The organism is Ralstonia sp. 25mfcol4.1 (assembly GCF_900104095.1).
GTDB lineage: Bacteria > Pseudomonadota > Gammaproteobacteria > Burkholderiales > Burkholderiaceae > Cupriavidus.
Window position 1 is genome coordinate 106,136 of sequence record NZ_FNJO01000017.1, and the last position, 17,450, is coordinate 123,585.

At 66.4% G+C, this 17,450-nt stretch carries 18 protein-coding genes; 8 read left to right on the plus strand and 10 right to left on the minus strand.

Translation table 11 applies throughout. From position 1 onward, the window contains the following. Positions 1-46 precede the first annotated feature (46 nt). On the plus strand, positions 47-430 hold the full coding sequence (locus tag BLQ58_RS24510; RefSeq protein ID WP_092602733.1) for a c-type cytochrome: 384 nt from the start codon (positions 47-49) through the stop codon (positions 428-430). Between the two features lie 15 nt (positions 431-445). Here the strand turns inward: BLQ58_RS24510 and BLQ58_RS24515 are convergent, their stop codons facing one another. After that, entirely contained in the window at positions 446-1,336 is an 891-nt protein-coding gene (locus tag BLQ58_RS24515) for a LysR family transcriptional regulator (protein WP_092602735.1), read from the minus strand. Between the two features lie 117 nt (positions 1,337-1,453). Between BLQ58_RS24515 and BLQ58_RS24520 the strand changes: the two genes are divergently transcribed. Genes BLQ58_RS24520 through BLQ58_RS24530 form a run of 3 tightly spaced genes read left to right on the plus strand, consistent with a single transcriptional unit; the run spans position 1,454 to position 5,265 of the window. Then, on the plus strand, positions 1,454-3,025 hold the full coding sequence (locus BLQ58_RS24520) for an AMP-binding protein (protein ID WP_092602737.1): 1,572 nt from the start codon (positions 1,454-1,456) through the stop codon (positions 3,023-3,025). Positions 3,026-3,043: 18 nt separating this feature from the next. Next, complete coding sequence (locus BLQ58_RS24525; protein WP_092602739.1) at positions 3,044-4,219, plus strand: acyl-CoA dehydrogenase family protein; 1,176 nt, start codon at positions 3,044-3,046, stop codon at positions 4,217-4,219. Positions 4,220-4,266: 47 nt separating this feature from the next. Next, positions 4,267-5,265, plus strand: a complete 999-nt coding sequence (locus BLQ58_RS24530) for a tripartite tricarboxylate transporter substrate-binding protein (RefSeq protein ID WP_092602741.1) — start codon at positions 4,267-4,269, stop codon at positions 5,263-5,265. Positions 5,266-5,343: 78 nt separating this feature from the next. Here the strand turns inward: BLQ58_RS24530 and BLQ58_RS24535 are convergent, their stop codons facing one another. The 3 genes from BLQ58_RS24535 to BLQ58_RS24545 all read right to left on the minus strand — a co-directional run bounded on the left by BLQ58_RS24535 (position 5,344) and on the right by BLQ58_RS24545 (position 7,635). Beyond that, entirely contained in the window at positions 5,344-5,829 is a 486-nt protein-coding gene (locus BLQ58_RS24535) for a pilin (RefSeq protein ID WP_092602743.1), read from the minus strand. 238 nt (positions 5,830-6,067) lie between these two features. Continuing rightward, positions 6,068-6,385, minus strand: coding sequence for a YnfA family protein (locus BLQ58_RS24540; RefSeq protein ID WP_092602745.1), 318 nt, complete (start codon positions 6,383-6,385; stop codon positions 6,068-6,070). A 308-nt stretch (positions 6,386-6,693) separates the two neighbouring features. Further along, positions 6,694-7,635: a LysR family transcriptional regulator gene (locus BLQ58_RS24545; protein ID WP_092602747.1), complete on the minus strand. Its 942-nt coding sequence runs from the start codon at positions 7,633-7,635 to the stop codon at positions 6,694-6,696. A gap of 132 nt (positions 7,636-7,767) precedes the next feature. On the opposite strand from BLQ58_RS24545, the gene BLQ58_RS24550 reads away from it, so the two are divergent. The 3 genes from BLQ58_RS24550 to BLQ58_RS24560 are packed head-to-tail and all read left to right on the plus strand — an operon-like array spanning position 7,768 to position 11,132. Beyond that, the gene (locus tag BLQ58_RS24550; protein ID WP_092602749.1) at positions 7,768-9,597 is read left to right on the plus strand and encodes a gamma-glutamyltransferase family protein; all 1,830 of its coding nucleotides are present in this window, start codon (positions 7,768-7,770) and stop codon (positions 9,595-9,597) included. A gap of 45 nt (positions 9,598-9,642) precedes the next feature. Next, the gene (locus BLQ58_RS24555; RefSeq protein ID WP_092602751.1) at positions 9,643-10,620 is read left to right on the plus strand and encodes a Bug family tripartite tricarboxylate transporter substrate binding protein; all 978 of its coding nucleotides are present in this window, start codon (positions 9,643-9,645) and stop codon (positions 10,618-10,620) included. 2 nt (positions 10,621-10,622) lie between these two features. Next, positions 10,623-11,132: a GAF domain-containing protein gene (locus BLQ58_RS24560; RefSeq protein ID WP_092602753.1), complete on the plus strand. Its 510-nt coding sequence runs from the start codon at positions 10,623-10,625 to the stop codon at positions 11,130-11,132. A gap of 116 nt (positions 11,133-11,248) precedes the next feature. Here the strand turns inward: BLQ58_RS24560 and BLQ58_RS24565 are convergent, their stop codons facing one another. From BLQ58_RS24565 to BLQ58_RS24590, 6 genes are all read right to left on the minus strand, one after another. Then, positions 11,249-11,971, minus strand: coding sequence for an MgtC/SapB family protein (locus BLQ58_RS24565; protein WP_217636075.1), 723 nt, complete (start codon positions 11,969-11,971; stop codon positions 11,249-11,251). 72 nt (positions 11,972-12,043) lie between these two features. After that, a complete protein-coding gene (locus tag BLQ58_RS24570; RefSeq protein WP_092602755.1) occupies positions 12,044-13,033 on the minus strand; it encodes a pyridoxamine 5'-phosphate oxidase family protein in 990 nt (329 codons plus the stop codon). Positions 13,034-13,089: 56 nt separating this feature from the next. Continuing rightward, positions 13,090-13,701 (minus strand): glutathione S-transferase family protein, encoded by a 612-nt coding sequence (locus BLQ58_RS24575; RefSeq protein WP_092602757.1) that lies wholly within the window; start codon positions 13,699-13,701, stop codon positions 13,090-13,092. Between the two features lie 126 nt (positions 13,702-13,827). After that, positions 13,828-14,751 (minus strand): LysR family transcriptional regulator, encoded by a 924-nt coding sequence (locus BLQ58_RS24580; RefSeq protein WP_092602759.1) that lies wholly within the window; start codon positions 14,749-14,751, stop codon positions 13,828-13,830. A gap of 20 nt (positions 14,752-14,771) precedes the next feature. Then, entirely contained in the window at positions 14,772-15,830 is a 1,059-nt protein-coding gene (locus BLQ58_RS24585) for an AI-2E family transporter (RefSeq protein ID WP_092602761.1), read from the minus strand. Positions 15,831-15,911: 81 nt separating this feature from the next. Continuing rightward, the gene (locus BLQ58_RS24590) at positions 15,912-16,334 is read right to left on the minus strand and encodes a LysR family transcriptional regulator (protein ID WP_092602763.1); all 423 of its coding nucleotides are present in this window, start codon (positions 16,332-16,334) and stop codon (positions 15,912-15,914) included. A gap of 663 nt (positions 16,335-16,997) precedes the next feature. Between BLQ58_RS24590 and BLQ58_RS24595 the strand changes: the two genes are divergently transcribed. Continuing rightward, a partial coding sequence (locus BLQ58_RS24595; RefSeq protein WP_139186160.1) for an ESPR-type extended signal peptide-containing protein occupies positions 16,998-17,450 on the plus strand: 453 nt, incomplete at its 3' end.

A 17,450-nucleotide genomic window follows, 5' to 3' on the forward strand; every position in this document is an offset into this window, starting at 1 on the left:
TCCGGGCGCGTCGTATGGCAGGCCGATTCCATTCTCATCACGCATCATGAAGTTCGCTGCACCGCTTGCATTTACCCTGTTTTCCGTCACCGCTGCCCATGCCGCCGGCGACATCGACAAGGGCAAGGACATCTTCACCACCCGCTGTGCATCGTGCCACCACGTGGGCCCGTCGGCCCGCGCGGCCTTCGGGCCGCAGCTCAACGGCGTGTTCGGCCGCAAGGCCGGCGGCACCGACGACTACCGCTATTCCGATGCGATGAAGGCGTCCCCGGTGGTCTGGGGCGACGACACGCTGCGCGCGTTCCTGGAATCGCCGGCCAAGGTCGTGCCCGGTACGAAGATGCGCTTCTGGGGCATGAGCAACGCGCGCCAGCTGGACGATCTGCTCGCCTACCTGCGCACGTTCCCGCCGCAGACGCAGCCGTAGCAGCCGCCGTAGCCGTTATGCCACGTGGGCTTCGAGGATGTCGATCATCCGCTGCGCCAGCGGTGACAGATAGGCCCCTGCGCGCGTGATGACGCCCACGCGGCGCCCCAGGTCCAGCGCATCGGCGCGCAAGCCAATGGGCCGCAGGCCCAGGCGCTTGCTGTTGGTCGTCGATCCGGCAATGCACAGCATCTCGGTGCCGCGCACCAGGTCGAACAGCGTGGCGCTGCCGAAGTCCGTTTCCACGCGCAGTGCGGGCGCCGGCAGGCCGACGCTGGCAAAGGCGCTGTCGATCTGCTGGCGGATCAGCACGTGCCCGGTCGGCAGCAGCCATTGCTGGCCCACCAGATCGGCCAGTGTCAGGTCGCGGCGGCGCTGCAGCGGATGGTTTTCGTCGGCCACCACGGCCAGGCGGTCGGTGAACAATTCGCGCGTGGCCAGCGCCGGGTTGGCCACGCGCGGCAAGGGAGCCACGGCCAGGTCCAGATCGCCGGCCTGCACCTGATCCATCAGCTCGCGCGCCACGCGCATGCTCAGGCGCAGCCGCGCCACCGGCCGTTCGCGCAGCAACTGCTGGCAGGCGCCCAATACCAGCGCGTTGGGCATCGACGGCGAATAGCCGAGCCGCAGCAGGCCTTGTTCGCCGGTCTGAATGCCGCGCATCTCCTTGATGGCGTCGTCGTATTCGAGCCGGATGCGCCGTGCCCGCTCCAGGAATACCGTGCCGGCCTGCGTCACGCGCATGCCCAGCGTGGTGCGCTCGAACAGCGGCACCCCCAGTTGCGCCTCGACCCGCTGGATCGCCTTGGTCAGCGCCGGCTGGTTCATGCCGAGCGCCTCAGCCGCGCGGCCAATTCCGCCGTGGGCGCCCACCGCCAGCACATAGTCCAGATCGCGTGTCTCCATCGTGTCGTGGGTTCCTCATTCCTATCGTTTATGACTTTATTCCAGTCGCGACATTGTGGTGATGCCCTCCATCTTACAGACTTGGGTCACACCAAAATATCCCGATTGGAGACAACGATGACGTTCGCCTACTTCCTCCGGCGTGCGGCGCGCTACTGGGGCGACAACCCCGCCGTGCTGTACCGCGACCGCGTGCTGACCTACCGCCAGTTGGACGAACGGTCGACGCGGCTGGCCAATGCGTTGCTGGCGCTGGGCCTGCAGAAGGGGGACCGCGTGGCGATCCAGTCGCGCAATTGCCCACAGATCGTTGAGATCGAATGTGCGCTGTACAAGGCAGGGCTGGTCAAGGCGGCGCTGAATCCCCGCTTCACGGCCAACGAGGCATCGGACGTGGTCGAAAACTGCACCCCCCGCGTGATGATCGCGGGGCCCGGCTACACCGGCTATTCGCGTGACACGCGCGGGTTCGGCTGCGTCGAGCATTTCATTGCCATCGCCGGCGCCGAAGGGGCCGAAGGTGCCAAAGGCGCTTATGGCGCCTACGAATCCCTGATCGAGCGCGGCGCGAATTCGGCAATCGACTATGTGCCTCGGCCCGACGACCTGGCCGTGCTGCACTTCTCGTCCGGTTCGACGGGCAAGATCAAGGCGGCCATGCAGAGCTACGGCAACCGCCTGGCGTCGATGCGCAAGATGATCCTGACCATGGACCGCCCGGCGCGCCCCGGCGACCGGCTGGCGCTGATCGGCCCGGTCACGCATGCGTCGGGCATGCTGATGCAGCCCTATCTGTTCCTGGGCGCCACGCTGGTGCTGTTCGAGAAATTCGAGCCGGCCGGCTTCCTGGCCGATGTGGCGCGCCTGAAGCTGACCCACGTCTTTATGGTGCCGGCCATGATCAACATGCTGCTGGCCGAGCCGACCCTGGCCACGGCCGACCTGAGCAGCCTCAAGACGCTGGCCTACGGCGCCGCGCCAATGGCCCCGGCACGCATTCGCGAGGCCTGGGAACGTATCGGTCCGGTGTTGTCGCAGGGCTACGGCGCCAGTGAATCCACCTCGGGCGTGACGCGCCTGTCCACGGCCGACCATGCGCTGGCGATCGAAAGCAAGCCCGAGCGGCTGGCATCGTGCGGCCGTGCGCTGGGCGAAACCGAGGTGCGCGTGGTCAACGAACGCGGCGAGGAGGTGAGCGGCGATGAAATTGGCGAACTGGTGATCCGTGGCGAGGATGTATTCCAGGGCTACTGGGGCGAGCCCGACCTGACGCGCGAGGTGCTGGTCGACGGCTGGCTGCATACCGGCGACCTGGCGCGCGTGGACGCCGATGGCTACCTGTACCTGGTGGACCGCAAGAAGGACATGATCATCTCGGGCGGCTTCAACGTGTATCCGACCGAGGTAGAGGCCACGCTGTACCAGCATCCCGACGTGATGGAAGCCTGCGTGATCAGCGTGCCCGACGACACCTGGGGCGAAAGCGTCAAGGCCGTGGTGGCGCTGTGGCCGGGCCGGCAGGCCAGCGCCGCCGAGCTGATCGGCCACTGCCGCGCGCGCATTGCCGACTACAAGTCGCCGCGTTCGGTGGACTTCGTCGCCGAACTGCCCAAGAACGCCAGCGGCAAGCTGGCACGCAAGCTGGTGCGCGAGCAGTACTGGCTCGGCGCTAGCCGCCGCGTGAACTGATCCACGGAGAAACGACACATGTTCGACCATCTGACCAATCCCGTGCTGATCGAAACGCGCGCGGCGGTGCAGCGGTTCATCGACGAGGAACTGCTGCCGCTGGAGCGAGAACTGGGCCTGGGCACCGAAGATCCGTGGCCGCGCGACGTGCTGCGCAATGTCTGGCGCCGCTCCAGCGAACTCGGGCTGTACGCCGCCTGCCTGCCGGTGGAACTGGGCGGCAAGGGCCTCAATATCTCGGAACAGTGCGCGCTGAAGGCCGATCTGGCCGCCAGTGGCGCGGTGCTGGCGCCGCACGTGCTGGGCGACCTGGGCGGGCCGCCGCGCGTGGGCAATATGCTCAAGTACGCCACGCCCGATCAGGTGGCGCGCTATTTCCAGCCGGTGATCCGGGGCCAGAAATCCACCTGCTTCGCGCTGACCGAGCCGCATTCGGGCTCCGATGCGCAGAGCATCCGCACCAGCGCGGTGGCGGATGGCGACGATCTGGTCATCAACGGCGAGAAGCACTACATCAGCGGCGCGCCGTTCGCGGACTTCGCCATTGTGATGTGCGTGACCGATGCCACCACCACGCCGCCGTCGATCACGGCCGTGCTGGTCGATCTGGACCTGCCCGGCGTGACCGTCAGCACCGAGTACGTGCCGATGTCGGGGCAGCATATCGACGCCGACATCCGTTTCGAGAACGTGCGGGTGCCACGCGCCAATATCTTTGGCGGCGAAGGGCGGGGGTTCAAGCTGGGCATGTCGCGTATCAACGTGAACCGGCTGCTGCATTGCCCGTCGATGCTGGGGCTGGCCACGCGCGCCTACGAGGCGTCGGTGGCGTACGCGGGCCAGCGCCGCCAGTTTGGCGGGCCGATCGCGCGCTTCCAGGCCATCCAGCATATGCTGGCCGACATGGCGGCGGCGCTGTGGGCGTGCGAGAGCATGATCGCGCAGACCGCGCTGCTGGCCGATGCCGGTGCCGACCTGCGCATGAAGGCGGCCGCGTGCAAGCTGTTCGTGTCGGAACGCTGCTTCGAGGTGGCCGACAAGGCCGTGCAGATCCACGGCAACCTGGGCGTCACGCGCGGGCATCCCGTGGAGCAGACCTGGCGCAAGCTGCGCATGTTCCGCATCTTCACGGGCACCAGCGAGATCCAGCGCAACACCATCGCCAAGGCCATCCTGGATCCGGGCGGGGCCTGACTGCGCGACACACACAGGCCGCACATCAAAAAAACACAGGAGACAACATGAATCGTCGTCAATGGCTGGCTACGGCGGGCGCCGCAGCCGGTGCCGCCGCACTGGGGGGCGTGATGAGCCGCGTGGCCGTGGCCGCCGCGCCGTATCCGTCGCGCCCGATCCGGCTGATCGTGCCGTTTATCGCGGGCACCGCACCCGATTCCATCGCCCGCACCCTCTCGGCGGAACTGTCGCCCGTGCTGGGGCAGCCGCTGGTGGTGGAGAACATCGGCGGGGCCGGCGGCATCATCGGCGCCCGGGCGCTGAAGCGTGCCGAGCCCGATGGCTACACACTGGGCATCCTGGCCAACCAGCACGTGATCAATGTCCATCTGTACAAGGACCAGCCCTACGACGCGGCCAGGGATTTCACGGCGATCTCGGCGCTGTCGGGCGGCCCGGTGATCCTGGCCGTGCCGGCATCGTCGCCATTCAGGACGGCGCGCGAGCTGATCGACGCGATGAAGCAGAAGCCCGGCGCGCTGAACTACGGCTCTGGCGGCAAGGGCAGCGTCTCGCATCTGGCGGTGGAATCGCTGCTGCACCAGCACCATGTCGAGGCGGTGCACATCCCCTACAAGGGCGCCAGCGAGATCCTGACGTCGATGCTGAGCGGCCAGACGCAGTTCGGTATGCCGGTAATGTCCACGGCGGCGCCGTTCCTGCGCAACGGCCAGATCCGCGCGCTGGCGGTGTCATCGGCCGCCCGGACCGGCTACTTCCCGAACGTGCCGACGCTGGCTGAATCCCTGCCGCCCGGCTTCGTGCTCGATAACTGGAGCGGCCTGTTCGCCCCGGCTGGCCTGCCGGCGCCCATGGCGAAACGGCTATTTGATGCGGTGGCGGCGCTGCAGAACAGCGGCAAGCTCGACGCGACGATGAAGGCCAATGCGGGAGAACTTCGGAAGAGCGATTCGCCGGCCCAGTTCACGCAGATGGTGGCGGCGGATAACGCGAGGTATGGGAAGCTGATTGGGGAGATTGGGATGCGGGGGGAGGCGGGGTGATGTTGCGGAGAGGCTGACGGCTGAAAAGAAAAAACCCCTGGGGAAAGGCCAGGGGTTTTTGCACTTGAGGTAACTTGATCAGCCACCATTCTGAACCGGAGCGGCACCCGTGCAGCCGCCGGGCGTGAAGGACGCCTTCCAGTTGGCAGTCGTGGTGATGGCGCAGCTCCACACCCCAGCAGTTGAACGCGTAAGTTTCAGAATGGCGCCGCTGATGGCGGTGTTGGCGGTGTTGCCCAGCGTAACCGTCAGCGTCGTACCATCCGCTGCGCTGTAGGCAGCGATATTGGTGTTAGCTGAACCGGTGGTCAAGCTCGAAACTGCGTAGCCAATTTCAGCATTGGTCAGCGTTGTGGAGCCGCGCATCAAATTGTCTTCGACGGCGGTCTTGTATGCCGACAGTTCGCCATATGCGCGATTCACTTGCGACTTCGAAACGTAATCCTGGTATTGCGGAATCGCAATAGCAGCCAGGATACCGATGATCGCGACCACGATCATCAGTTCGATCAGCGTGAAACCCTTCTGGACCCGTTGGTGGATTCCCATCCGTGCTTTTTTCATGGAATTGACCCCTTTGAATTAGTTGAGAACAGCAGCTGCTGTCGGGGTCCTATAGAGCAACAGGTGTGCCAGGTCACATTTCGGCTAGAAATCATCGAAATGTGAGATTTCTTGTCACCTGTAACCAGTTGTATCTGCCAAATCCTGTCACCCCACTCTCGGAGGGTAAGGCTAAAGATGCACAAAGTGACGGATTTTGTCAGAGAAAGTGGCGCTTAATTCGCTCTTAATTCTGATATTAGCGCGGCTGAAACACGATCACCGCCATCCCGGTGACGGCGATTGTGACACCTGTCATATCCCAGACGCTGGGTCGCACACCGTCCACCAGCCAGAGCCAGACGATGGCTACTGCTATATAGATACCGCCGTAGGCGGCATAGACCCGGCCCGAGGCGTCGGGGTGCAAGGTCAGCAGCCAGGCAAAGACCGCCAGCGAAGCCGCGCCGGGCAGCAGCACCCAGGGGCTGGCGTTCTGGCGCAGCCAGAGGTAGGGCAGGTAGCAGCCGAGGATTTCGGCCAGCGCGGTCAGGAAGTAGAGTGCTACGGTCTTCATTTGATTGTTTGTCTTTGTTGAGGGAAGGTGCCGGCCGTTCAAATTGCCACATGCTGGCAAGCGGAACCTGATGCCCTCTCCCCCGACCCATCTCCCATTGCATGGGAGAGGGAGAACACCACGAGGCCTTCGAACGCTGGCGGTTTGATCTCTCTCCGGCCCCTTACTTGCAAGGCGGGACAAGAGGCCTTCGAAGGCTGGCGGTTTGCGCCCCTCTCCCGCAAGGCGGGAGAGGGGTTGGGGGACAGGGCAAGCCCATCCCCATCCACCACCGCCCAATCCCGCTACCCCACCGCCGCCAAATCCCACTAACTCACCGCCGCCTTCAACGCCGCCACCAGCGGCTTCATCAGGTCGTTGTCTTCCGACTCGCGCCGCCACATGACGCCCACGGGCGGCAAGTCCCAACTAAGCGAAAACGGTAGCGTCGCCGCATCGCCCAGTTCGATCAGTTCGGCGGCCACGGCACGCGGCACGATGGTGATGGCGTCGGGCTGGCTGCGCAGCAGCGTGGCCATCGGCTTGATCGAGTAGGTTTCGACGATCGGCAGCGGCGGCGCCACGCCGGCCACCGCGAACATCGTATTGATGGTGCGCCGTACCGGCGTATGCGGCGGCGGCAGGATCCAGTCGAGTTCGGCCAGCCGCTTCCAGTCGAGGTCGCCGCGCGACAGCCGCGCCCTGGCCCGCGAAGGTACCACGAGCACCGGCTCTTCCCGGTACAGCGGCTCCTGCACGATATCTTCCCCCGCCAGATAGAACGAGCGCGCGATCGCGCAGTCCAGTTCGTGCTGGCGCAGCGCGCCCACCAGTTCGTCGGTGGTGCCTTCGCGCACGACCACCGAGAGGCGCGGCTGCTGGTTGAGCCCATACGCCAGCGCGGCGTCCAGCACCGCGCGGGCCGTGTATGGAATCACGCCCAGCCGCAGCCGGCCACGCCGGCCGGCTTCGATCACCGCCAGTTGCCGGCCCAGCGCCTCGGCATCGGCCAGCGTCATGCGCGCTTGGCTCAGCACGGCCGCGCCGGTGGCCGTGGGCTCCAGGCCGTTGCGCGTGCGCGTGAACAGCGGCGTCATGAAGATGTCTTCGATCTCGCGCAGCGCCTTGGTCACGGCCGGCTGGGACAGGTTCATCTCGGCCGCCACGCGCGACACGGATCGCTGCCGCTCCAGCGCCAGCAGCAGCGGCAAATGGCGCAGACGCAGGCGCGACACGATCTGGTGCAGCAACTTGTCGGTGGCAATCGGCATGGCGGGGCGAGAAGGCGGTGAATGGGTATAACCGAATGGTAATGCAACGATAAGTAATTCGACGTTGGCAGTTATTTCGGCTGCCTATACTCGAATCACAAATCAAATGCATCAAACAGGAGTCATTTGCCCATGTTCACGACACGCCCCGAGATCGTCGGCACGTTCGGCGTCGCTGCTTCCACCCACTGGCTGGCCACCCAGACGGCCATGGGCGTGCTGGAGCGCGGCGGCAACGCGTTCGATGCAGCCGTGGCGGCGGGCTTCGTGCTGCAGGTGGTGGAACCGCACCTGAACGGCCCCGGCGGCGAGGTGCCGATCCTGTTCTGGAGCGAAAAGGACCGCGCGGTGCGCTCGGTCTGCGGCCAGGGCCCGGCCCCGGCGCTGGCCGACCCCGAGGCGCTGCGCAAGCAGGGCATGGAACTGATGCCCGGTATCGGCCTGATGCCGGCCACGGTGCCCGGTGCGTTCGGCGCCTGGCTGACCATGCTGCGTGACCACGGCACGTGGTCGCTGGCCGACGTGCTGGCCCCGGCCATCGGCTATGCGCGCAATGGCTTCCCGCTGGTGCCGCGCATCTCGCAGGCCATTCTGGCCGTGCAGCAGCTGTTCCGTGACGAATGGCACAGCTCGGCCGATACCTGGCTGCCCGATGGCCGCGTGCCGCGCCCCGGCGCGCTGCATACGCTGCCCGTGCTGGCCGATACCTACACGCGCATCGTCGAGACGGCCGTGAGCCGGAGCGATAGCCGCGAAGGCCAGATCGACGCGGCGATGCACTGCTGGTATCGCGGCTTCGTGGCCGAGGCCATCGACGCATACTGCCGCACCACCCCCGTGCGCGACACCACCGGCGAAAAGCACACCGGCCTGCTGCGCTACGACGACCTGGCCGGGTGGAGGCCCACCGTCGAGGCGCCGGTCTCGCTCGACTTCGGCCGCTATGCGGTGGCCAAGTGCGATATCTGGAGCCAGGGCCCGATGTTCCTGCAGCAGCTTGGCATGCTGCGCCACGCCAATCTGGACGCCCACGCGCCGACCTCACCCGAATTCGTCCACACCATTGCCGAGGCGGCCAAGCTGGCGATGGCCGACCGCACGGCCTGGTACGGTGATCCGCTGTTCGAGGACAGCCCGCTCTGCGCGCTGCTGAATCCGCACTACCTGGCCGCGCGCGCCGCGCTTATCGGCGACCGGGCGTCGCTGACGATGCAGCCGGGCGCGCTCAAGGGCCGCGCGCCGCGCATGCCGGACCTGACAGTGGCCGACCGCACGCTGGCCGCGGCCGACACGCGCTTCGGCATCGGCGAGCCCACCTTCGCGGCACTGCCGCCGGTCAGCGAATGGGCCGAGCGCGAAGTGTTCGTCGGCGATACCTGCCATATCGACGTGATCGATCGCCACGGCAACATGGTGGCGGCCACGCCGTCGGGCGGCTGGCTGTCGTCGAGCCCGACCATTCCGGCGCTGGGCTTTGCGCTCAACACGCGCCTGCAGATGACCTGGCTGGAACCCGGCCTGCCCAATACGCTGGCACCGGGCAAGCGCCCGTGCACCACGTTGTCGCCGTCGCTATGCCTGCGCGATGGCGAACCGTACATGGTCTTTGGCACGCCCGGCGGCGACCAGCAGGATCAATGGTCCCTGGCCTTCTTCATGCGCCATGCGGTGCACGGCATGAACCTGCAGGAAGCGATCGACGCGCCGGCCTGGCATATCGACCATTTCCCGCAATCGTTCTGGCCGCGCCAGACCACGCTGAACCGCATCACCGTCGAATCGCGCTTCCCGGCTGCCACCATCGAAGCCCTGCGCGAGCGCGGGCACGAAGTTCGCGTGGGGGAAGACTGGTCCGAAGGCCGCATGTCGGCCTGCACGCGCGAACGCGACGGCAAGGGTCGCCTGGTGCTGCGCGCCGGCGCCAATGCGCGCGGCATGCAGGGTTATGCCGTGGGCCGCTGAATCGAATCACATTAGACAGTCGGAAGACAGAAGGGGAGTTGCATCATGAGGTCCGTATTGAAAAGCCTGCTGTGCGGTGCCGCCGCGCTGGCCATGTCGTTCGCCGGCCACGCCGGGGCTGCCGACGCCTATCCCGCCAAGCCGGTCACGCTGATCGTGCCCTGGGCCGCCGGCGGTTCCACCGACATCCTGGCGCGCGTGCTGTCCGAGCACCTGACGAAGTCGCTGGGCCAGCCCGTGATCGTCGACAACAAGCCCGGTGCGTCGGGCAACATCGGTTCGGCGATGGTGGCGCGTGCCCAGCCCGACGGCTACACGCTGCTGATCGGCTCGATGAGCACGCACGCCATGAACCCGGCGCTGATGGCCAACATGCCGTTCAAGGGCGTGGAAGATTTCACGCCGCTGGGCCTGCTGGCCTACGTGACCAACACGATGGTGGTGCATCCGTCGGTGCCGGCCAACAACGTCAAGGAACTGATCGCCTACGCCCGCGCCAATCCGGGCAAGCTGGCCTACGCCAGCGCCGGTCCCGGCTCGACCAACCACCTGAGTGCGGTGCTGTTCGAGAAGATGGCGGGCATCCAGATGCTGCACGTGCCGTACAAGGGCGGTGCGCCGGCCGTGGTGGATACCGTGGCGGGCCAGACCCAGCTGCTGTTCTCGGCCGGCACACAGACGCTGCCGCACGTGAAGGCGGGCAAGCTGAAGCTGCTGGCGGTGACCGAGGCCAAGCGGTCGCCGCTGCTGCCCAACGTGCCCACCGTGGGGGAGACCATCCCCGGTTATGAACTGTCGGTGTGGTACGGCGCGTTCGGTCCGAAAAACATGCCGCCCGCGCTGGTGGCCAGGCTGAACACCGAGATCAACCGCGTGATGTCGCTGCCCGAGGTCAAGGCCAAGATGGATGCGATCGGCGTGGAAACGGCCACCTCGACGCCGCAGGAGTTTGGCAAGATCCTGCGCCGCGATGCCGACCGCTACGGCAAGCTGATCAAGGATCTGGGCATCCACGGAGAGTGACGATGGCGAGCGTCGATACGCTGGGCCACTGGCAAACGCACCTGCATCCGCTGTTCGACCGCCTGCGCGCCGCCGCCACGCCGCAGGCCGTCATGGATGCCGTTGGCGCGGCCACGCTCGATATCGTCGGGCCGGGTTTGCTGACGATCAACGCCTGGCACGTGGAAAGCCGAGAAATCCGCCGGCTGTGGTCGTCGGACCCGGCGGCCTATCCGCCCGGCGGCAAGAAGGTAAAAGGCGATACGGCCTGGACACGCCAGCTGCTGGACCGTGGCGAACTCTTCGTGGGCGAAGGCGACGCGGCGCTGGCCGCCGTGTTCGACGACATCGCCACGATTCGCGGGCTGGGCCTGAACGGCGTGGTCAACGTGCCGCTTTGCCATGGCGGCCGGGTCATCGGCACGTTCAACTACCTGGCCGGCGTGGAGGCGTGGACCGCCGGGGACATTACGGCGCTGCGGATATTGGGGCAGTTTGCGGTGGTGGCTGTCAGGGACGCCATCGAGCGCTGACGGTGTTCTCGCCTCTCCCGGTCTGCGGGAGAGGGGAGCGGCCGACGAAGGTTGAATGGCCGGCGGTGTCCCCGGCAGCGCGGGAGAGGGGAGCAAAGAGCGCGGCAAGCGGCCGCCTACTCCGTCGTACTCGCACTCCAGAACGCCTGGCTGACCACGCTGGTGCCGCCCAGGCGGGCCACGATCTGGTCGAGCACATCGCCATCGACCGATGTGGCCGCCAGGGCCGCCTCGATTTCCACATCCTGTTCGCCGAACGCGCGCACTTCCAGGTCGCGCGTGGGGTACTGGGCCGCCTCCAGCGCCTCTTCCAGCAGGCGCATCGCCGTCTTCTGGTAGTCGCGGGCCGTGATCACATGCACGGTGTGCGTGACCTCCACGGCCGTGGTGTCCAGCGGCTGGCGGTTGATCCGGTCCACGACCGGGCGCAACAGCGTGTTGGCGGCCAGGATGAACAGCGCGGCAATGCCGGCTTCCGCGATCATGTCCGCGCCGGCGCAGGCGCCCACTGCCGCCGAGCACCACAACGTGGCGGCGGTATTGAGCCCGCGCACGTTGCCTTCCTCGCGCATGATCACGCCCGCGCCCAGGAAGCCGATACCCGAGACCACGTACGCGATCACGCGCACCGCGCCGTCATGCCCCGCGATATGGTTGGCCAGGTCGACAAAGATTGCCGCGCCCACGGCCACCAGCACATTGGTGCGCAGGCCGGCCGTGCGCTGGCGGTACTGCCGCTCGAAGCCGATCATGCCGCCCAGGATGAAGGCGGCAGCGAGGCTGATGGCGGTATCGAGCAGCGATTGCGGATTGATGTTCTGCAGGGCTTCCAGGGACATGGGCGGCATCCGGTCGGGCCAAAAACTGGCGCGATTGTGGCACAGCTGCCGCCATTTCCTGAAACTCCCGGTTCAGCCCCAGCTGCCGGTTGCCAGCGCCTGCGGCGACGCGCCATCGGGATCGATGTCCCAGCGCAGCGGCAAGGCGCGGTCGCGCCGGACGATCTGCTCGGGCGTGAATCGCCACAACCGTTGCGCACCGTCGAAGGTGGCAATTTCTGGCGAATCGATGATGACTTCGGTGCGGCCGCTCAGTTGCAGCAGGTCGCCGGTGGCATAGCTCACGAACACCAGGCCGGCCACCGGATTGGCCATCATGTTGCCGAGCGTGTTGAAGAACGTATTGCCCTGGAAATCCGGAATCGTCAGGGTGCCGTCGTCATCGACGCGCACAAAGCCAGGCTTGCCGCCGCGATGCGAGACATCCACCTGGCGCTGCCCGCCGGGCAGGTCCACATAGGTCGCCACGAAAAACGAATCGGCATGACGGATCAGCGTCCGCGCGCGGGCGTCCAGCGCATCGAGCATCTCGGGCGGGTCGCTGGCCGGCGTGGCCGGGTCGCGGGTCATGATGGGCGCGCGCTTCTGGATGTATTGCGGGCAGTTGCCGAAGCTCTGGCCCACCGCCACCCGAAAGCCCTGCGCGCCCGTCGTGGCGTCCCGATGGATCGTGCCGTTCATCCGGTTGCGGCGCCGGGTATGCGGCTGGATGCCCAGCAGCCCGATGGCGTTGCCGTCCTCCATGCCCGCGTCGGCCGGATCAGCGGCGTCGCGCACCAGCGCAACGTCGAGCCGGCGCGGATCGGGCGAATGCAGGAAGCCCGGCTGACCGCCGCGCACCGTCGCCCAGGGCCGCCCATCGGGTGCCACCGCGCCGATCACGATCGACGGCAGCATGGCGAAGAAGTCGCGATGCTGGTCCGGCATGTAGTCGCGTACCACGCGCGGGCCCACTTCGGCCAGGCGTTCCTCGGCGCCAATGCTGGCCTGCAGCAGGCGCTCGCCGCTATGCCAGGGCGTGCCGGGCAGGATTTCCGCTTGCCGAACCGGATGGGAAGTCATGACGGACTCCTGAAGTTGTGCGAGATGCCGGAAGGGCGCGAACCGCCGGGCGGGGCTCAGGCCGCCAGGCCGACAGCCGTGGTCTGGAATGGGGCGAAGCCGGGCAACGCTTCCACGCGCGCCAGCCACTGGCGCACGTTCGCGTAGTCCTTCAGGTCGACAAAGCCCTCGGGCGCCCGCGCCGTGTAGCTGTACAGCGCCACGTCGGCGATGGTCGGATGATCGGCGGCAATCCAGCTGCGGCCCGCCAGCGCGTCGTCCATGCGCTTGAGCACCACATGAGCCCGCTCGATCGCATCCTTGCTGTCGTACGGGGCCTTGAAGACGGTGATGATCCGGGCGCGCGCCGGGCCGAATGCGATGTCGCCCGCCGCCACGGACAGCCAGCGTTGCACGGCGGCCGCGTCGGCGGGGGTCTCGGGCAGCCAGTCGGTGCGGCCCAGTTTCTTGCTCAGGTAGACCAGGATCGCGTTCGAGTCGCTGATCACCGTATCGCCATCTACCAGCACGGGCACCTGGCCGAACGGATTCAAGGCCAGGAATTCCGGCGTCTTGTGGGCGCGCGCCAGCAGGTCCACGTCGATCCACTCGGCAGGCTGGCCCAGCAGCGACAGAAAGAGCCAGGCGCGGTGCGAGTGCCCGGAAAGCGGGTGGCCGTACAGTTTCATGATGGATGTCCTTGGTCGATTATTGCGGTATCGGACGCAAACGCTGCGTACGGATCGACTATAGACACCCGGCGTGGCGGGAAAAACCGGCGGTGGCCGAAGGGACTCTTGCGAAATGCAGAAGAATCAGCGGGGTTCGGCGGTGTCGGCGATGTTCAGCGAGGCCTGGCCGCGCAGTTGCGCCACGGCCAGGTCGATAAACGCGCGCACCTTGTGCATGGCGTGCCGGCCCTCGCGGTGGATCACGTGGATCGGCAGCGGGTCGGGCTCGTAGTCTTCCAGCACGATCCGCAGCCTGCCGTCGCGCAGTTCGTCGGCAATCTGGTAGGACAGCACGCGCGTCAGGCCGAAACCGGCCACGGCGGCGGCAATCGCCGAATCGTTGGTGGTGGTGGCCATGCGCGGGGTCAGCCGCACGGGCAGCGGCTCGCCGTTATGCAGAAAACGCCACTCAGGCGCGGTGGAGATGCCCGTGGTCTGGATCACCGCATGGCGTGCCAGGTCGTCGGGCGACGCGGGCGTGCCGAATTGCGCCAGGTAGTCCGGCGCGGCACAGACCACGCGCCGCACGTGGCCCACCGGGATGGCCTGCAGCGAAGAACTGGGCAGCGGGCCGATGCGTACGCCAACGTCGATGCCCTCGTCGATGAAGTTCACCACGCGGTCGACGAACATGCAATCGACATCGACCTCCGGATAGCGGCGCAGGTATTCGACCACCACCGGCGTGACAAAGCGCCGGCCGAACAGCACCGACGCCGTGATCGACAGCCGGCCGCGCGGCGCCTCATGCGCGCCGGCGGCGGCCAGTTCCGCGTCGTCGATCTCGGACAGGATGCGGCGGCAGTTCTCGTAGTAGGCGGCGCCGGTGGGGGTGGGGCGCACCACGCGCGTAGTGCGCGTGAGCAGGCGCACGCCCAGATGCGTTTCCAGGTCGGTCACGACCCGGCTCACCACGCTCAGCGACGCATCGAGCTTGCGCGCCGCCGGCGTGAAGCCGCCGCATTCCACGACGGCCACGTAGGTCTTCATTGCCTGCAGTCGGTCCACGGCGTCTTTCGCGATTGGTGTCAGTGAGCCGCCGGATCTTCGGCGTTGTTCAGGTCCCAGCAGGCGATGAACAGCGCGGCGATCAGCGGCCCGATCACGAAGCCGTTCAGCCCGAACAGCGCCATGCCGCCCAGTGTGGAGATCAGCACCACGTAGTCCGGCATCTGGGTGTCCTTGCCCACCAGGATGGGGCGCAGCACGTTGTCGACCAGGCCGATTACCAGCAAGCCAAAGCCGATCAGCACGCAGCCCTTGAGCACCGAGCCGGTCAACAGGAAGTAGACCGCCACCGGCGACCAGATCAGGCCCGCACCCACGGCCGGCAGCAGCGACAGAAAGGCCATCACCACGCCCCACAGCAGCGACCCCTGGATACCCAGCACCGCGAAGATGGCGCCGCCCAGCACACCCTGCACCACCGCCACGGCGATATTGCCCTTGACCGTCGCGCGCACGACCGTGGTGAACTTCTGGATCAGGTGCTGCTTGTAGGCGGCACTCAGCGGCACGGCCAGCCGTATCCGGCGCGACAGTTGCTGGCCATCGCGCAGCAGGAAGAACAGCAGGTACAGCATGATGCCGAAGCCGATCATGAACTGCGCCGTGTTCTGGCCGATGCTCAACGCGCGCGTGGCCACCATCTGGCTGGCGGTCAGGGCGCTGGCGCTGAGCTTGTCCTTGACGTCGGAAATGCTGGCCAGGTCGGCACGCGCCAGCATGTCGCGGACCAAAGGCGGCAGCGCATCGGCGGCAGACTGGAAATAGTGGCCGAAGTTGATCCGGCCGGACCGGATGTTGTCGTAGAGGTTCACGCCCTCCTGGATCAGCGACATCGTGATCACGATCATCGGCAGGATCACCAGCAGCAGCACCAGCAGCAGCGTCAGCAACGCCGCGGTGTTGTGGCGGCCACGCAGCGCCGTCACCAGCCGCCGCTGCAGCGGCGCAAAGATGATGGCCAGCACCGCGCCCCAGAACACCGCGCCGTAGAAGGGCAGAAGAATCCAGAAGAATGCGATGGTGACTATCGCCAGCAACAGCAGAAACGTCTTGTGATGCAGACCGTCGGGGTCGGCCATGGGTCGAGCCTCAGTTTGCGAGCCAGTGGCCATTCTACGATGTTTGCCGAATGACTCCGTGGCGGTCGGCCCGCCGGGCGTTCAGTCAGTGCCGGGGCCGCCGGGGTCGGGCGGGTCGCCGGCACCCGTGGATTCCGCCACGAGGCTGTCCCACATCGACAGTAGGCGGACCGCGCATGGATAGAGCCGGCGCGCGGCGGCCGTGGGGTGCATCGACGCAGCCTCGCGCGAGAACAGCGTGGTGCCGAGCCGATCCTCCAGCCGGCGGATCGCGTAGCGGATGCAGGCGGCCCGGATGCCGGTGTGGCGCTCCGCCGCGATGGCCGATTCGTGCTGCATCAGCATGACGAAGCGGCGTAGTTGTGTCGTGTTGATGTGTCGGACGGGCAGGGGCGCATGCAGGCTGTCCGGCGGACGGACCGGCAGGGAGCGCGCCAGACGCGGGCCGCGTTGCGCGCTGCCGGGAAGTGCGGAGTCCGGCTTTGCTTTGTCAATGTCCCACATTCTCGTGCTGCCCAAGACGGTATTGCAATGAGGCCGGATTGTGCAGCGATTCGCTGCGCAGGCACTTGTCCCTCGACAAGTTGCGCGGCGTGCGGGGGGAGAGAACCACCGCAGGCCCGTGCGGCACCGCTCATCGACATCGGAATTCTCTGAATCCACGCGATATCGCGGATCGTAATTCGACGATTTTTTTGAATACGTACTGAATCAATGCGGAGCGGCGGAGCATCGCAATGGGGGGTTTCTCTTCTTCGGATTGGCCCTTTCTGCTTCAGCACAAGCCTGGTACGCCTGTCGCCAAATCATTGCACTCCGTTGTGTCGATATGCCACTGAAGTCAGATGTAAAGAAGTCTCAGATCGGCCGTTTTCACCTACGGATTCTGGCGATTTTTCGAAACTGTCTCGTCGGCTTCTTCTGCCGGCCGGCGCGCCCGCTCGCGCCGTTGCACCCGTGACAAACGTGTGACAAAAAATGAACGGACGTTCATAAATAGAGGGCCTTTCGGTACTTCGTCGCCTCCAGTAACCTGCGCGCCGTTTTGATTTACTTTTCCGGTTGAAACGGTAAAGCGCGCGACAGGCGGGTTCTCCGGTCCGAATGACCCGGTGTTGCCTTGAAGATCCGCAAGAAGCCGCGTCCACGCCGGAGCCACGGGTCACGATGAATCGGCTTTGTTATCGCATTGTTTTCAACCGCACACGCGCCATGGTGATGGCCGTGGCGGAGACGGCTTCGGGCCATGCAGGCGGCAAGCCGCGCGGTCGGCGCGGCAGCGCGCGGCATGCGCCGCCCGGGGTGGCATGGCTCGGGGTGCCGGCGGTCAAGCTGGCCGTCTGGGCCTGCATGGGGCTGCCAATGGTGGCCGGCGCGCAGATCGTGGCCGACCCGAATGCCGGCGCCAATCGTCCCACGGTGATCAACACGCCGAATGGGCTGCCGCAGGTCAACATCACGCGCCCGTCCGGGGCGGGGGTGTCTACCAACCACTACACCCAGTTCGACGTCAACAAGGGCGGCGCGATCCTGAACAACTCGCCGGTCATCACCAACACCCAGCAGGCGGGCTACATCAACGGCAATCCGAACCTGCTGCCCGGCGGATCGGCGCGGATC

What these genes read in the sequence shown, in the direction of transcription:
- BLQ58_RS24510 (WP_092602733.1), top strand. Translation starts at nt 47, where the DNA reads ATGAAGTTCGCTGCACCGCTTGCATTTACCCTGTTTTCCGTCACCGCT.
- BLQ58_RS24515 (WP_092602735.1), bottom strand. Translation starts at nt 1,336, where the DNA reads ATGGAGACACGCGATCTGGACTATGTGCTGGCGGTGGGCGCCCACGGC.
- BLQ58_RS24520 (WP_092602737.1), top strand. Translation starts at nt 1,454, where the DNA reads ATGACGTTCGCCTACTTCCTCCGGCGTGCGGCGCGCTACTGGGGCGAC.
- BLQ58_RS24525 (WP_092602739.1), top strand. Translation starts at nt 3,044, where the DNA reads ATGTTCGACCATCTGACCAATCCCGTGCTGATCGAAACGCGCGCGGCG.
- BLQ58_RS24530 (WP_092602741.1), top strand. Translation starts at nt 4,267, where the DNA reads ATGAATCGTCGTCAATGGCTGGCTACGGCGGGCGCCGCAGCCGGTGCC.
- BLQ58_RS24535 (WP_092602743.1), bottom strand. Translation starts at nt 5,829, where the DNA reads ATGAAAAAAGCACGGATGGGAATCCACCAACGGGTCCAGAAGGGTTTC.
- BLQ58_RS24540 (WP_092602745.1), bottom strand. Translation starts at nt 6,385, where the DNA reads ATGAAGACCGTAGCACTCTACTTCCTGACCGCGCTGGCCGAAATCCTC.
- BLQ58_RS24545 (WP_092602747.1), bottom strand. Translation starts at nt 7,635, where the DNA reads ATGCCGATTGCCACCGACAAGTTGCTGCACCAGATCGTGTCGCGCCTG.
- BLQ58_RS24550 (WP_092602749.1), top strand. Translation starts at nt 7,768, where the DNA reads ATGTTCACGACACGCCCCGAGATCGTCGGCACGTTCGGCGTCGCTGCT.
- BLQ58_RS24555 (WP_092602751.1), top strand. Translation starts at nt 9,643, where the DNA reads ATGAGGTCCGTATTGAAAAGCCTGCTGTGCGGTGCCGCCGCGCTGGCC.
- BLQ58_RS24560 (WP_092602753.1), top strand. Translation starts at nt 10,623, where the DNA reads ATGGCGAGCGTCGATACGCTGGGCCACTGGCAAACGCACCTGCATCCG.
- BLQ58_RS24565 (WP_217636075.1), bottom strand. Translation starts at nt 11,971, where the DNA reads ATGTCCCTGGAAGCCCTGCAGAACATCAATCCGCAATCGCTGCTCGAT.
- BLQ58_RS24570 (WP_092602755.1), bottom strand. Translation starts at nt 13,033, where the DNA reads ATGACTTCCCATCCGGTTCGGCAAGCGGAAATCCTGCCCGGCACGCCC.
- BLQ58_RS24575 (WP_092602757.1), bottom strand. Translation starts at nt 13,701, where the DNA reads ATGAAACTGTACGGCCACCCGCTTTCCGGGCACTCGCACCGCGCCTGG.
- BLQ58_RS24585 (WP_092602761.1), bottom strand. Translation starts at nt 15,830, where the DNA reads ATGGCCGACCCCGACGGTCTGCATCACAAGACGTTTCTGCTGTTGCTG.
- BLQ58_RS24590 (WP_092602763.1), bottom strand. Translation starts at nt 16,334, where the DNA reads ATGTGGGACATTGACAAAGCAAAGCCGGACTCCGCACTTCCCGGCAGC.